Raw genomic sequence first — 13,536 nt, forward strand, 5'->3', positions numbered from 1 at the left:
CTTCACAATCCCGTCACGCTGCCTGTAGTATGTCATCCCAAGCTGCTTCGCAGCCAATTGGGGTTGGGGCCAGGAGCGTTACTTGAACGCACATGTGTCACAAGGCGGTTGGCCGGTCCTCGTGCTGAATGCGGACTTCCGGCCGCTGAGCTACTATCCACTCTCGCTGTGGTCCTGGCAGGACGCTGTCAAGGCCGTGTTTCTCGACCGCGTCAATATCGTCGCCAACTACGACCACGCAGTTCACAGCCCGACCTTCGAGATGCGGCTGCCGAGCGTGGTTTCGCTCAAGTCGTTCGTGAAGCCGACGACGCATCCCGCCTTCACCCGGTTCAATGTTTTTTTGCGCGACCGCTTCTCCTGCCAGTACTGCACCTCGCAGGAAGACCTGACCTTCGATCACATCATCCCGCGCTCCCGCGGCGGCCAGACCACGTGGGAAAACGTCGTCGCGGCATGCTCGCCGTGCAACCTGCGCAAGGGCAACATGACGATGGCGCAGGCGAAAATGCATCCGCGCCAGATGCCGTTCGCACCGACGGTGCACCAGCTTCACCGCAACGGCCGGCTGTTCCCGCCGAACTACCTGCACGAAAGCTGGCTCGACTATCTCTACTGGGACACCGAACTCGACCCGTAGGATTCCGGCTTAATGGCCAGTCGCTCGCGGCGTTCAGGGAGAGAAGTCACTCCCTGCTGTGATACCGAGCTCGATCCGTAAGCGTTCGCGCTCAGGCTTCCTGATGGAACGGATAATCCGTGTAGCCCGCTTCCGCGCCGCCATAAAACGTCGCCCGATTGTACGGCGTGAGCGGCGACTTGCGTTTGAGGCGAAGCGGCAGATCCGGATTCGAAATAAAGTGACGGCCGAAAGCGATCGCATCGGCCTTACCTGATGCGATCGCATTTTCTGCGGTCTCACCGGTGAAGCCACCCGCTGTGATCAGGACGCCTGGCCAGAGCGGCCTGAACAACTCCATCGCCGACGGCACGTTCTGATGGTTGACCTCGGCACGGCCCGCGCCGCTGCTGCGCGGCTCGATGAAATGCAGATAAGCCAGACCGCGCGTGCCCAGCATCCGCACCACATGGCTGTAGAGCGGCATTGGATCGGCCTCGCCGGTGTCGTTGGCGACACCGTAAGGCGACAGACGCACGGCCACACGATCGGCGCCCCAGACGCCGATGGCAGCATCGGTGACTTCGGCGAGCAGACGCGCGCGGTTCTCGATCGATCCGCCGTACGCATCTGTCCGCTGGTTGATGCGCGACTGAAGAAACTGCTCAAGCAGATAGCCGTTCGCGCCATGGATCTCGACGCCGTCGAACCCGGCTTCCTGCGCGTTCCGCGCTCCCTCGCGGAAGCTGTCGACGATTCCCGCGATCTCGCCGGTTTCGAGCGCCCGCGGCGTCTCGTAAGGCACCTGCTTTCCATCGGCCGTCATGGCGGTGAAATTGCGGGAGATCGGAACCGCTGACGGCGCGACCGGCAAGGCCCCGCCAGGCTGGAACGAGGAGTGCGAGACACGCCCGACGTGCCAGAGCTGCAGGAAGATGATGCCGCCCTTGGCATGAACCGCATCGGTGATTTCGCGCCATCCAGCAATCTGCTCGCGCGAATAGATGCCCGGCGTTCTGGGATTCCCTCGTCCGGTTTGAACGACCGGCGATGCTTCGGCGATAATCAAGCCGCCCTGCGTGGCGCGCTGCTGGTAGTATTCGAGGTTCAACGGATGCGGCGCGTTATCCTGCTGCGCGGCTCGCATCCGGGTCAGCGGAGCCATGACGACGCGGTGGCTGAGCTGATACGGCCCAACTTTCAGGGGAGAGAAAAGCGAGGAGGACATCACGCAAGCTCCGGGGTCTGCATCAAGGTTTTGACGCGTTATCACAGCTTGCGTTTTTTCTCTTCATTTCGCGCGCGCATGGCAGACCTACGCTCCGATGACTCGGCCGCCGTCCAAGCTACGCATTCGATCGCCGGAGGCAAATTTCCTATTGTCGCGCCGATGCGTCGTCTTCCACACCAGATTTCACAGCGGGATCGCCAGCATTCTGATTCAAGGTCATCGCCGACCAAAATATGGACAAGGCAATACTCGTCATGACACGAGGCATGAGGAACAACATCTGTAATCTCCACATCAACTTGTGGAGCAACCTTTGAAGGAAAGCAGTTGTTCCTGAGCGCGGCACGCAAAAAATAATAAAGGTCAGGAACTTCCTGGACGCGAACGCGCAGACATCACTGCGCACCTGTTGAACCGGAGCCTCACAGATCACCGTGGGCCTAGGCAGCCGCCCTCCGCGCCGCGCGCTTGATCGCCTGAGGCGGCTGGCCGAATGCCCGCAGGAATGCACGGCGCATCCGCTCGGGATCGGAAAACCCGGTCTCGCGCGCGATCACATCAACGGGATGCTGTGCCTCCTCCATCATGAGGCGCGCCGCTTCGACACGAAGATTCTCGACGGCTTTCGCCGGCGACTGTCCGGTTTCCGAGCGGAACGCACGGCTGAACTGGCGCGGACTGAGCCGCGCGGCTTCCGCCAGCACCTCGACCGACAAATCGGTCTTCAGATTTTTCTTTGCGAAAGCGAGCGCATCCTGAATGCGGTCAGACTTCGGCTGAAGTTCGAGCAGCGCCGAGAACTGCGACTGCCCGCCAGTCCTGCGATGATAGACCACCATCTTGCGTGCGATACCGCGCGCAATGTCGGCGCCGAGATCGTCCTCGACCATCGCCAGACAAAGATCGATGCATGATGTCATGCCGGCTGACGTCCACACCGATCCATCGACAATGAAGATTTTGTCTTCCTGAACTTTGATCTTCGGAAAGCGGGCCTGCATGTCCCGTGCGAACGCCCAGTGCGTGGTGGCGCGCCGCCCGTCAAGGATGCCGGCTTCCGCGAGCACAAAGGCACCGGTGCAGATGCTGGCGATCCGCCGCGACACCTTGCTCGCCGCACTCATGAAAGCGAGCAGTCCAGCGGATGCTGGAACGGGCGACATCCAGCCGGTCACCAGGACCGTGTCGAATTTCGCCGCGCTGAAGGGTTTGGTCTCGATCGGGACGCCCGATGAACTGGCGACCGGCCCGCCGCGCTCCGACAAAAGCTCGATCTCATAGGACGGCGAATATCCCACCATGTTCGCCAGCTCGAACACCGAAATCGCAGCCAGATCAAGGATTTGGAAGCCCGGAAAGATCACGAGACCGATGCGCTTCATGCCAGCTCGCCTCTCTCATCATTGTCCTAAAACGAGGTATCTATGACATTCAAGACAAACCCCTAAACTCCTAGGTTGATCCCGTCAAGCCCGGCCTTCCGCCGGAGACACCAGCAAACTATGGACACGACAATGGCAAATCAGAACAAGGGTACGGCTCTCGTAACAGGTTCCTCCTCAGGCATCGGCGCGATCTATGCGGACCGCCTCGCTCGGCGTGGCTACGACCTCATCCTGGTCGCGCGCGACAAGGCGAAGCTCGACACGCTCGCAGCCAAACTCGCCAAGGCCACCGGCCGCAAGGTCGAGGTTTTGCCCGCTGACCTCAATGCGAAGGCCGACTTGCGCCGCGTCGAGGAGCGCCTGAAAACCGACCCGAGCATTACTGCACTGATCAACAATGCCGGCATCGGCTCCGCCGGACCGCTGCTGACCTCGGATGTCGATCAGATGGATGCGATGATCCAGCTCAACGTCGTGGCGCTGACCCGTCTGGCGCTCGCCGCCGCCCCGGCTTTCGTCGCGCGCAAGAACGGACTCATCATCAACATCGCGTCGATCGTGGCGCTCGATACCGATGTGCTCAACGGCACCTACAGCGGCACCAAGGCTTATGTCGTCAATTTCACCCAGGCGCTGCACAAGGAATTCAAGGACAGCGGCGTCCGGGTTCAGGCTGTGTTGCCGGGCGCGACCGCAACGAATTTCTGGGATATTGCAGGCGTGCCGGTCGCCCACCTGCCGCAGGGCATCGTGATGCAGGCGGACGAAATGGTCGATGCTTCGCTGGTTGGCCTCGACATCGGCGAACTCATCACCATCCCGTCACTGCCTGATGTGAAGGAATGGGAAAACTACGATGCGGCAAGAAAGGCGCTCACGCCGAAGCTGTCACGGGCGCAGGCTGCCGACCGTTACAAGAAAAAAAGCGCAGCATAACTTCCGCTCGAACGAACAAGGCCCTCGCCCAGCGGCGGGGGCTTTTTCAGCGCAACAGCAGCGTGGCTGCGACCGGCACCAGCAGCGACGTCACCAGTGCGTTCAGTCCCATCGCAATGCCGGCGAATGTGCCTGCCACCTCGTCGACCTGAAACGCGCGCGCGGTGCCGATCCCGTGCGAGGCGAGCCCCGCCGCGAACCCCCGCGCGCGAAAGTCGGTGATTCCCAGCCGGTTCATCGTCGGGGTCACCACGATCGCGCCCATGATGCCGGTCAGGACGGTTGCGACCGCCGTGATGGCGGGATTGGCGCCCAGCGTTTCGCTGATGCCCATGGCGACACCCGCGGTCACCGATTTCGGCGCCAGCGACAGCACGATCTCACGCGGCAAGCCGGCTGCTTCCGCAAACAGCACCACCGAGACGATGGCCGTGATGCAGCCCACGACGAGCGCCATCAGCATCGGGATAATCGCCGTCATCACGGTCTCGCGGTTTTCATAAAGCGGCACCGCGAGCGCGACGGTGGCGGGACCGAGCAGGAAATGCACGAACTGCGCACCGCTGAAATAGGTCGTATAGCTGGTCCCGGTCACGTGGAGAAACAGGCCGACGATCCAGATCGAGTGCAGCACGGGATTCATCAGCGGATTGCGATGGGTGGCCAGCGAGGCCGCGTCGGCGATTGCGTAGACCGCCAGAGTCACGGTCAGCCACAGCAGCGGCGTCTGCGACAGATACACCCACAGCGAAAACGGATTGCCGCTCATGACGCGCCGCGTCCCCGGCGCATCAGCCGGCTGGTGATCAGGAACGTGCCGACGGTGACAACCAGAGTCACCAGGACCGACGCGGCCAGGATCACGAAAATTGCAAGACCGCGCTGCGCGATCAGATCAAGTTGCTGCACCACGCCGACGCCTGCCGGGACAAACAGCAGCGACAGATGCGCCAGCATGCCTTTCGCGGTCCCCTCCACTGCGTTGTCGCGCAGCGGCCCTCGCGCCAATCCCGGGAAGCGATCGCGGGCGATGAGCACCACAAACAGAAGCGCCAGGCCCACCACCGGCCCCGGCACAGGCACCCGCAATCCGCGGACGATCACCTCACCGATCAACTGACAGATCAGAATGACACTCAGGCTGGCGATCATGGGCGGCTCCGGCGCGGATACGCTGCATAACACGCGAGACGGCTCGCCGCTGTCAATCGCGCCACATGCATGGAGGCACCGTCACTGCTGCGAGCGCCGATAAAGGTCGGCAATGTTCTTCCAGATCGTATCCTTGAGTGCGTTCGCGACCGGTCCCGTCAGAACGACTGGAGGCCTGTGGCGCTTGATGCAGCCTTCGACCAGCCGCAGCACCCAGACCTCGCCGTCGGTGTAGTAAAGATCGCCCTCGCCATTACGACCGCGCAGTGTGGGACCTACACCGGCCACGGTGTAGCGCGCCTCTATCATCCCGGCGGCCTGCAGATCGGTTTCGATCAACTGCCGCTCCGCATCGACATCGGGCGCGATGTGATGCGTGATCGCGCCGGTGTAGTGACTGAACCCGACACTGCGGTCGAATGTCACCGCACCGAGCCAGACCGGGCGCTTCTCTTCACCATCCTTGAGCACCATCCACAAACGGATGTGATGGCGCTGGTCGGCGCTCTTGCCGACCGGCTTCTCGAAAGCGAGATCTTCGCGGCGGCCATCGTAAAACAGCGGACTGACCGGCGCGTCGGGATAGGGCCTGTCGAGCAATACACTGCCCGATATTTCCAGCGAGGAGCGCAATGTCACCGGATCGGCTGGAAACCATCCTGCTTCGCGCATGGCGCAGAGGATGTCATTCGACGATCCGACCAGCCCGATATTGATCGGATCGGCGGGAATGCCCTGCGCGGTGACTGTCACCATCGGCAGGCCATCGAGTTTCCTCTGATGTTCGTAGTGCCGCCAGAACGAGGGCAGAAGCAGATAAGCGATTACGCCGTAGGCGACGAGAAAAACGGCGAGCGCCATGAGCACCCGCTTCATACGGCGCGACGGTGGCCGCGCTGGACCAGCCGGACTCACAGCCGGCCGGTCCATGACCGTTCAGCCAATCTCAGCCTTTCAGCCGCTTGGTGCATTCGCTGTAATAGCCGCCGCCCTTCTGAATCCACTTCAGCCCGCCGTTCGCATTGGTGGCCTTGTTGGCGTTGTATTGGTCGACGCAGGTGTGCATGCGCGCCTTGCCAGCGGTCTCGCTGGAATACTTCGGCGCAATTGCGGTCGGGAAGACTGCGGGTCCTGCCGGGGCGGCGGGAGCAGCAGCGGGAGCCGCGGCAGCCTTTGGTGCTTCCTTCGGCGCTGCGGCCGCCTTTGGAGCCTCCTTGGGAGGCGCTGTTGTCGCGGCCGCAGGCGTCGCGTCGGCGCCGCACTGGGCCTTCCGGAAGTCGTTCCACTTCTGGTCGCCAAGGGTGCCCGCGGCCTTCGCAGCCTGATACTTGGCGCTGCATTCCTGGGCGGTCAGGGCCTGCGCCGGCATGGCCGCGAAGGTCGCCGCACCAGCCAGCAGCGCCGCACACAACAGATTGGCTCGGATTGTCATCGAACTCTCCTGAATGAGGGATCTCGAAAGCGACACATCCTAGCCCACGCCGATTTGCATTCAACGCGCTGCCACGCCCGGCGATCAAAAAATAATGAACGGCGAAGGACACTCCGCGCTGCGGCGTTCACGGGCGGTTCATCCTCGCGGGCCAAGGCTCGCGCCCATCTGCAACGCGAGACATTACCCATGATCACCCTCCCTTCACGTATCCTTGCCATCACCGTCGCCTCGCTGATGCTAGCCGGTGCCGCCTTCGCGCAAACCGCGACGCCTGCAGCTCCGGCTGCGCCTGCAACCAAGGCTGAGCCGGCCAAAACCCCGCCAGCCAAGATGGCGGCGCCCAAGGAGAAAGCCGAACGCACCGCCGCCTCCCTCGAATGTTCGAAACAGGCCGACGCCAAGGGACTGCACGGCAAGGAGCGCAAGAAATTCCGCTCCGAGTGCAAGAAGACTGCGGGCAAACCGAACTAATCCAACGACGCAAGGCGAGTCAGCTTTCGGCTGGCTCGCCTTCGATCTTTCATCAAGCCGCGCATGGAGAGTGCCTGAGCCATAATCGCACTCATTTGCGGCGTAACGCTGGATTTGTGATAACGGCGTTTCCGTTCCTCAAATCCCGCCGCAATGACGCCTGTCCCTCAAAAGCTGTCGCGAATTTTTCGCAGCGTCACTCCGCGCGACATCCTCCATACGTTTGAAACGCTCCTCATCGGCCTGGGCGGAGGAGCCGTGTTTCGATGGCTGGAATTGCCCGGCGGGTTGATCTCGGGCGCGATGATCGCAGTGGGTGCCGCCGCGATCGCCGGGCGTCCGATGGGCCTGCCGCCGCTGATGGCGCATATCATACTGATGACGCTCGGCCTGTCGCTGGGCTCGATGGTGTCGCCGCAAATGCTGACCAACATGGCGGGCTATCCGCTCAGCATCGCGATCCTTGCCGCGTCGACCTTCTGCGCCACGTTCGGCAGCAGCTTCTATCTGCAGCACATCCACAAATGGGACCGCACATCCGCCCTGCTCGCGGGCAGCCCCGGCGCGCTGTCGCAGATCATCATGCTCGCCAACGAGCAGCCTGCCGATGTCGCCGGCATCGCGGTGGTGCAGACCATGCGCGTGATCGTTCTGACCGCGGCGCTGCCGCTGATCCTCGCGGCATCCGGGCTGGCGCAGCACGGCGGGGCGGCGATACACGCAGCGCCCGCAACGCCGCTTGCGCTCGCCGTCCTCGCCGCGGCATGCGTGGCGACATCGCTGCTGCTGCGTCTCGTGAGGTTTCCGGCGAGCTGGATGTTCGGCGCCATGCTCGGCTCCAGCATCCTGCACGGCACCGGATCGATCGAAGGCGGCTTGCCGAACTGGGCTTACGCCGCCGCGCTGATCGGGATCGGAGCGCTGATCGGCACGCGATTTGCGAAAATTTCGGCACGCACGTTGCTGAGCTACATGGCCGCTGCGATCGGATCGTTCGCGGTGGCGATCGTCATTTCAGCGATTTTCATCGCAATCGCGGCGCTGGTCACGCCTGCGCGGTTCGGCGACATCGTAGTCTCCTTCGCGCCGGGCGCGATGGACGCCATGCTGGCGCTGGCTCTGACGCTGCACATCGATCCGATTTTCGTCGGCGCACATCATCTGTCGCGATTCGTTTTCGTCTCGGTGGCGACACCGGGCATTGTTCATCTGTTCGGGCGCCCGCAGGTCGATGCGGATGACTAGGGCATGATCCCAGAGTCTATCGCGCCTTGGCAGCACCCCACGCGGCCAGCGCCGCCATGCCAAGCGAGATCAATGCGTTGTAGCCTGCCAGCGACAGCCCGAGAAAACGCCACTGCACCTCGTCGCAGCGGATCACCTTCACCTTGTTCAGGCTATCCAGCAGATTTCCGGTGTTGCCGAAATCGACGATCGGCCCGCTGCAATCGGTCGGCCCCTGCCAGAATCCCCATTCGACGCCGGCGTGATAGGCGCCGAGACCGGCATTGGCGAGCAGCGCGAGGGCGAGAATGACAAGACCCGCACCGAGCAAACGCCGGGAGACACCCTGCGAGGCGCCAAACGCAACAAGGGCCGCCAGCGGAATGGCGAGGTAATAGGCATAACGCTGTTCGAGGCACAGCGGGCAGGGCCGGATGTCGAGCACCAGTTCGAAGAACCACGCACCGGCGATGGTCGCGGCGGCAATCGCCGCAATGCCCGCACTGGCGACAAATATTGCGTCACGCGGGCGGTTCATATGTCCTGATGCCGTCGTTGTCCCGTTTGACACGTGAAATCTCCTGTCCGGCGTGGGTCCTAGCTTGCCCGCCGTCTGCTGTCGACGCCTGGCGCGATCACAGGCGGTTGACCGCACCCGCGCGCGAGCTATATTCCGCCCGCTTCAAGACCCCTCGCCTTCCGGCGACGGTCCTGTTGGCCCCTGTGGCGGAATTGGTAGACGCGCTCGACTCAAAATCGAGTTCCGCAAGGAGTGCTGGTTCGACTCCGGCCAGGGGCACCAAGACCTCTATACTAGGCTTTTATCTAAAGTCCGGCCCATCGGAGAGACCCTCCGGTGACGTTATGCTCCTTCTGACTGCGCGAACACAGACTACCGACGATACAAGGCGTCACGCTCGAAGGCCTGACTTCAGCGGCAATACCGGAATGACAGCGCATGCAACACCAGACCAGCCCGCAGCCGACAGCGGCCTCCGATAAACCTCTGCTTCAGGGCCTGTACAAAGTGGAATTTGAAACGCCGCGAGGGAAAGCCCTGGGCGTGATCCATGCCGAAAATGGAAAGCTCCGGGGCGGGAGTTCCGCTTTTGCTTATATGGGATCCTACACCCAGGACGGCCCATCGTTCGTGGGCAACGTGTCCAGCATTCGGCACACGCAGGATTCCACCCACCCTTCGGTGTTCGGTTTCGACGAGGTCAGGATCAGTTTCAACGGAACGGTGAAGGGTAGCTTTGCGATCTGCGAAGGAACAGCGGCCGAGTTTCCGAGCCTGGCATTCAAGGCCGTGCTCACGCGGATTGTCGACTGATTCAAGGCGCACGCCTGCCGGCTTTGCTCAGCGCGGCTCGACCACAAGACACTGTATCGCCGAGCCGAAGTAACCCCGAGCATCGCCGAGGCGCGAGACCGCGAGCCCTGCGCCATCGGCGCCCAACATCATCTCCGAGTTCAGCAAGATCCAGTCGCCCACTGGCGGACGCGCGAGCGTCACCGTGAGGTCGGCGTTGATGAATGTCCATTTCTTGAAGTCGAGCACCGATCCGACGCCATTACCGCAATCGGCGGCGAGAACCGTGCGCATCGCCTGCGAGATCGGTGATCCATCGACAATCGGGCGATCGGGACGAAACCAGATCGCACCGGGGCCCAGCCTGAGGAAGCCGCCCTTCACCGCGCGCATGGAGACGCCGGCGAGGAATTTGTTGGAAACCTGCGGCTCATCCCGGCCTGCATCGGGACCCGGCACATCGAGCGGCACCGCCGGCACGGTATCGGGCAAGTCGATCGCCAGCGCCCTGACCTTGAGAACGGTGGCGCGCACAACCTCCACGCCCTCCGCGAAAAGGCGAACTGCACAGAGCTGAATCTTGCGCCCCTCGCGAACCACTTCAGTCTCGAGGGTCAGCGGCGCCACCGGCACCGGACGCATCAGATCGATGGTCAGCCGTGCGACATGCATCGGCTGCGGCGTCGGAATTCGCTCTGCCGCCCAAACAACGAGGGATGATGGCGCGCCGCCATGCTGCATGCTGGGGTGCCACGGCCCCCCCGCATGCTCGCTCGTGAACACGCGATCACCCTCGACGCGGAAGACCGCTTCCATCGTGGTAGCCGGTACAGGCAACGCGATATCTTCCAGTCAGAGCGGCGGGTCGATGGCGGCCTCGTATTCCTTCTTGAGGCGGGCCACGAGTTCGGAAACCGGCTGCACCTTGTCGATGCTTCCGATGCCTTGGCCGCTGCCCCAGATTTCCTTCCAGGCCTTCGGCTTGTTGCGTTCGCCGCTGGCGTCGGTGCCGAAGTTCATCTTCGACGGATCGGACACCGGCAGATTGTCGGGATCCATGCCGGCGGCCACGATCGACGGCTTGAGATAATTGCCGTGCACGCCGGTGAACAGGTTGGAATAGACGATGTCGTCGGCGGACGACGACGCGATCATTTGCTTGTAATTTTCCGGAGCATTGGCTTCGAGCGTCGCGATGAACGCCGAGCCGATATAGGCGAAGTCGGCGCCGAGCACGCGGGCGGCGCGGATGGCGCGGCCGGTGCCCATGGCGCCCGAAAGCGCGATCGGGCCATCGAACCACTGGCGGGTCTCCGCCACGAACGCGAACGGCGAGATTGCACCGGCATGACCGCCTGCGCCCGCGGCCACCAGCACGAGGCCGTCGGCGCCCTTCTCGATCGCCTTGCGCGCAAACTTCTGATTGATCACGTCGTGGAACGTGATGCCGCCCCAGGCATGAACTGCCTGGTTCAGTTCCTCACGCGCGCCGAGCGACGTGATGACCATCGGCACCTTGTGTTTCTCGCAAACCGCAAGATCCTGATCGAGACGGTTGTTGGACTTGTGAACGATCTGGTTGACCGCGAACGGCGCGGACAGACGGTCCGGATGCGCCTTGTCGTGCGCCGCGAGTTCTTCCTTGATCCGGTGCAGCCATTCGTCCAGCAGCGCGGCAGGACGGGCATTCAATGCCGGAAACGAGCCGACGATTCCTGCCTTGCATTGTGCGATGACGAGGTCAGGTCCCGACACGATGAACAACGGCGAACCGATCGCCGGAATTGAAAGACGATTTTTGAACAAGGCGGGCATCGACATCGGAAAATCCTCTTCCGCAGAATGAAACACGCGCGAGCACCAAGGCCGCAGCACCTGCCACGGTCTTAGGGGCTATAGCCATTTCTTGAAAGAGGCTTGCGTTTACTGGCAGACGGCCCGGGTGACGAAATTTTCTGTCCGGCACGCACCCTGTCCCGAAAAATATGATTTTGCCGAGCATTTCTGGGTGGATTCGATATCGACGCTCCTGCCCTCGGCGTAGCCTTTTTCCTTGCAGAGCTGGTCTGCCCCGCGCTTGCAGTCCGGCGCGCCATTGGCCGCGGGCGGACAAAGGGTGCGCCCGCTGGCCATCGTCTGGCCGGACGGGGGTGCGATCCGTTTCAAACTGTCGCTTGCATCCTTGGCGCTGGAATTGAGACCTTCGAGCGCCCGGCCCGGACTGGGCAGCGTCGACGTCAGACCCGATGCCGAGTCCTTCAGTAACTTGCCGATCTCCTCGACCAGTCCCGGATTGTTGGGTGACGGTGCGGGAGGCTCTGGCGGAGCTGCCTGCTGCGACGGCGCGATCTGAGGCTGCGGTTGCGCCTGCTGCGACCAAGCCGCCGTCGGTCCAAACACGGCTGTGAGCATGGCGATCAGGACAATGCGTCCCCGAACGTCTACAAACAAATCGCTGGAGTGATTGGACATGACTTGAACGTAGCCCGCCGTTGCCGCGGGGAAAAGGCTTTATGTTCGGCGTGTTTCGTCACGCAAACCGCTGCCGCTTCGCTTGAAACTAATTCCTAGAACAGCCTGAACGCGACGATGAAGCCGAGCACCAGACCGCCGGCCAATATCGCGACCCAAAGACCAAGGCGCTTCTCGATGACTTCACGAATCCATGTGCCGTAGCGATTCAGCACGATCGCGACGATGAAAAATCGGCCACCACGCGCGATGACCGAAAAGACAATGAACAGCAGAAGGTTGTAGTTGGCGAAACCGGACGTGATGGTGACCAGCTTGTAGGGGATCGGCGTCAGGCCCTTCAGCAGGATGATCCATGCGCCGTATTCGGCGTAGGACGCGCGGAACGCCTCCACCTTGTCGCCGTAGCCATAGAGATTGATCAGCCACTGTCCGACGGAATCATAAAGCAACGCACCGATGGCGTAGCCGACAACGCCGCCTGCGACCGACGTCACCGTACAGACCAGCGCGTAAAGCCACGCCTTCTGCGGCCGCGCCAGCGACATCGGGATCAGCATGACATCCGGCGGAATCGGAAAGAACGAGCTTTCCGCGAAGGACACAGCGCCCATCAGCCAGAGGGCGTAAGGTTTATCGGCGGCGGCTATGCACCAGTCATACATTCGTTTCAGCATGGCGCGATCAACCACCGTCCAGCCGATTTGTCCATGTATGGAAATGTGTAATTTTGCGGCTAATTAGCGCCGTTTCTTGAGCCGGCCGCCCTGGAGCGCGACAATTGGTCGCCGAGCCACCTTTTCCGGGGCCGCCGCGGCGATTTTCGGCGGCGCCTTCGCGGCAGCGCGAGGCTTGTCGGCAACAGCCTTTTGCACCGGCTTGTCCGCATAGACCTTGGGCAGCTTCTCGGCGATGCCCTGGACCCGCTCACGGCGATCCATTTCGGCCCACACATCTTCCGGGCGAACACCTGCCGCCACCCAGAGAACCGACAGGTTGTAGAGCAAATCGGCGCTTTCCCGGACCACGGCGTCGGAGTCGCCATTGACGGCATCGATCACGACTTCGATGGCTTCTTCGGCAAGTTTCTTGGCCATTTTAGCTGGCCCGCGTTGAAACAGCCGTGCGGTACGCGACGTCGCCGGATCGAGATCCTTGGCCGCGATAACTGCGTGATAAAGCCGTTCTAGCGAATCACTCATTGTTCGAACCTAGATCAAAACCCTCGCCAGCGTGTTAACGCCGCCCCAACTGGCTGAAAATGCTCCAAAAAGCAATCGCCGGGATTCCTCCCGGCGA

The 13,536-nt window shown here is 62.2% G+C and carries 17 protein-coding genes and 1 tRNA gene; 6 read left to right on the plus strand and 12 right to left on the minus strand.

Going from position 1 to position 13,536, the window contains the following annotated elements:
* Positions 1-82: 82 nt before the first annotated feature.
* Entirely contained in the window at positions 83-640 is a 558-nt protein-coding gene (locus tag ACP7AL_RS14590; protein ID WP_006018785.1) for an HNH endonuclease, read from the plus strand.
* A gap of 91 nt (positions 641-731) precedes the next feature.
* Here the strand turns inward: ACP7AL_RS14590 and ACP7AL_RS14595 are convergent, their stop codons facing one another.
* Complete coding sequence (locus tag ACP7AL_RS14595) at positions 732-1,847, minus strand: alkene reductase (RefSeq protein WP_425992349.1); 1,116 nt, start codon at positions 1,845-1,847, stop codon at positions 732-734.
* Positions 1,848-2,290: 443 nt separating this feature from the next.
* Positions 2,291-3,232 carry a GlxA family transcriptional regulator gene (locus ACP7AL_RS14600; RefSeq protein ID WP_425992351.1) on the minus strand — a complete coding sequence of 314 codons (942 nt, stop codon included), beginning with the start codon at positions 3,230-3,232 and terminating at the stop codon, positions 2,291-2,293.
* A gap of 132 nt (positions 3,233-3,364) precedes the next feature.
* Between ACP7AL_RS14600 and ACP7AL_RS14605 the strand changes: the two genes are divergently transcribed.
* Positions 3,365-4,171, plus strand: coding sequence for an SDR family NAD(P)-dependent oxidoreductase (locus tag ACP7AL_RS14605; RefSeq protein WP_425992353.1), 807 nt, complete (start codon positions 3,365-3,367; stop codon positions 4,169-4,171).
* Positions 4,172-4,217: 46 nt separating this feature from the next.
* On the opposite strand, the gene ACP7AL_RS14610 is transcribed toward ACP7AL_RS14605, so the two are convergent.
* The 4 genes from ACP7AL_RS14610 to ACP7AL_RS14625 all read right to left on the minus strand — a co-directional run bounded on the left by ACP7AL_RS14610 (position 4,218) and on the right by ACP7AL_RS14625 (position 6,755).
* A complete protein-coding gene (locus ACP7AL_RS14610) occupies positions 4,218-4,940 on the minus strand; it encodes an LrgB family protein (RefSeq protein WP_425992355.1) in 723 nt (240 codons plus the stop codon).
* A complete protein-coding gene (locus tag ACP7AL_RS14615; protein ID WP_425992357.1) occupies positions 4,937-5,323 on the minus strand; it encodes a CidA/LrgA family protein in 387 nt (128 codons plus the stop codon). Before ACP7AL_RS14615 ends, ACP7AL_RS14610 begins: the two co-directional genes overlap by 4 nt.
* A gap of 81 nt (positions 5,324-5,404) precedes the next feature.
* On the minus strand, positions 5,405-6,253 hold the full coding sequence (locus ACP7AL_RS14620) for an LssY C-terminal domain-containing protein (protein WP_425992359.1): 849 nt from the start codon (positions 6,251-6,253) through the stop codon (positions 5,405-5,407).
* A 16-nt stretch (positions 6,254-6,269) separates the two neighbouring features.
* On the minus strand, positions 6,270-6,755 hold the full coding sequence (locus ACP7AL_RS14625; protein WP_024919552.1) for a hypothetical protein: 486 nt from the start codon (positions 6,753-6,755) through the stop codon (positions 6,270-6,272).
* Between the two features lie 189 nt (positions 6,756-6,944).
* On the opposite strand from ACP7AL_RS14625, the gene ACP7AL_RS14630 reads away from it, so the two are divergent.
* Positions 6,945-7,229 (plus strand): PsiF family protein, encoded by a 285-nt coding sequence (locus ACP7AL_RS14630; RefSeq protein WP_425992362.1) that lies wholly within the window; start codon positions 6,945-6,947, stop codon positions 7,227-7,229.
* Positions 7,230-7,382: 153 nt separating this feature from the next.
* Positions 7,383-8,474 carry an AbrB family transcriptional regulator gene (locus ACP7AL_RS14635; protein WP_425992364.1) on the plus strand — a complete coding sequence of 364 codons (1,092 nt, stop codon included), beginning with the start codon at positions 7,383-7,385 and terminating at the stop codon, positions 8,472-8,474.
* Positions 8,475-8,490: 16 nt separating this feature from the next.
* Here the strand turns inward: ACP7AL_RS14635 and ACP7AL_RS14640 are convergent, their stop codons facing one another.
* On the minus strand, positions 8,491-8,991 hold the full coding sequence (locus tag ACP7AL_RS14640; RefSeq protein WP_425992969.1) for a disulfide bond formation protein B: 501 nt from the start codon (positions 8,989-8,991) through the stop codon (positions 8,491-8,493).
* Between the two features lie 179 nt (positions 8,992-9,170).
* Here ACP7AL_RS14640 and ACP7AL_RS14645 point away from each other — a divergent pair.
* Positions 9,171-9,255: transfer RNA gene (locus ACP7AL_RS14645), tRNA-Leu, on the plus strand.
* A 156-nt stretch (positions 9,256-9,411) separates the two neighbouring features.
* The gene (locus tag ACP7AL_RS14650; RefSeq protein WP_425992366.1) at positions 9,412-9,786 is read left to right on the plus strand and encodes a GrlR family regulatory protein; all 375 of its coding nucleotides are present in this window, start codon (positions 9,412-9,414) and stop codon (positions 9,784-9,786) included.
* 27 nt (positions 9,787-9,813) lie between these two features.
* Here the strand turns inward: ACP7AL_RS14650 and ACP7AL_RS14655 are convergent, their stop codons facing one another.
* From ACP7AL_RS14655 to hisE, 5 genes are all read right to left on the minus strand, one after another.
* Positions 9,814-10,581, minus strand: coding sequence for a thioesterase family protein (locus ACP7AL_RS14655; RefSeq protein WP_425992971.1), 768 nt, complete (start codon positions 10,579-10,581; stop codon positions 9,814-9,816).
* 36 nt (positions 10,582-10,617) lie between these two features.
* A complete protein-coding gene (locus tag ACP7AL_RS14660) occupies positions 10,618-11,586 on the minus strand; it encodes an NAD(P)H-dependent flavin oxidoreductase (RefSeq protein ID WP_006022664.1) in 969 nt (322 codons plus the stop codon).
* A 102-nt stretch (positions 11,587-11,688) separates the two neighbouring features.
* A complete protein-coding gene (locus ACP7AL_RS14665; protein ID WP_425992369.1) occupies positions 11,689-12,237 on the minus strand; it encodes a hypothetical protein in 549 nt (182 codons plus the stop codon).
* 95 nt (positions 12,238-12,332) lie between these two features.
* The gene (locus tag ACP7AL_RS14670) at positions 12,333-12,914 is read right to left on the minus strand and encodes a YqaA family protein (protein ID WP_006022666.1); all 582 of its coding nucleotides are present in this window, start codon (positions 12,912-12,914) and stop codon (positions 12,333-12,335) included.
* Between the two features lie 63 nt (positions 12,915-12,977).
* Positions 12,978-13,439 (minus strand): phosphoribosyl-ATP diphosphatase, encoded by a 462-nt coding sequence (hisE, locus tag ACP7AL_RS14675; protein ID WP_006022667.1) that lies wholly within the window; start codon positions 13,437-13,439, stop codon positions 12,978-12,980.
* Positions 13,440-13,536: the final 97 nt, after the last annotated feature.

The sequence above is a fragment of the Afipia sp. DC4300-2b1 genome (assembly GCF_049895725.1).
Taxonomy (GTDB): domain Bacteria; phylum Pseudomonadota; class Alphaproteobacteria; order Rhizobiales; family Xanthobacteraceae; genus Afipia; species Afipia broomeae.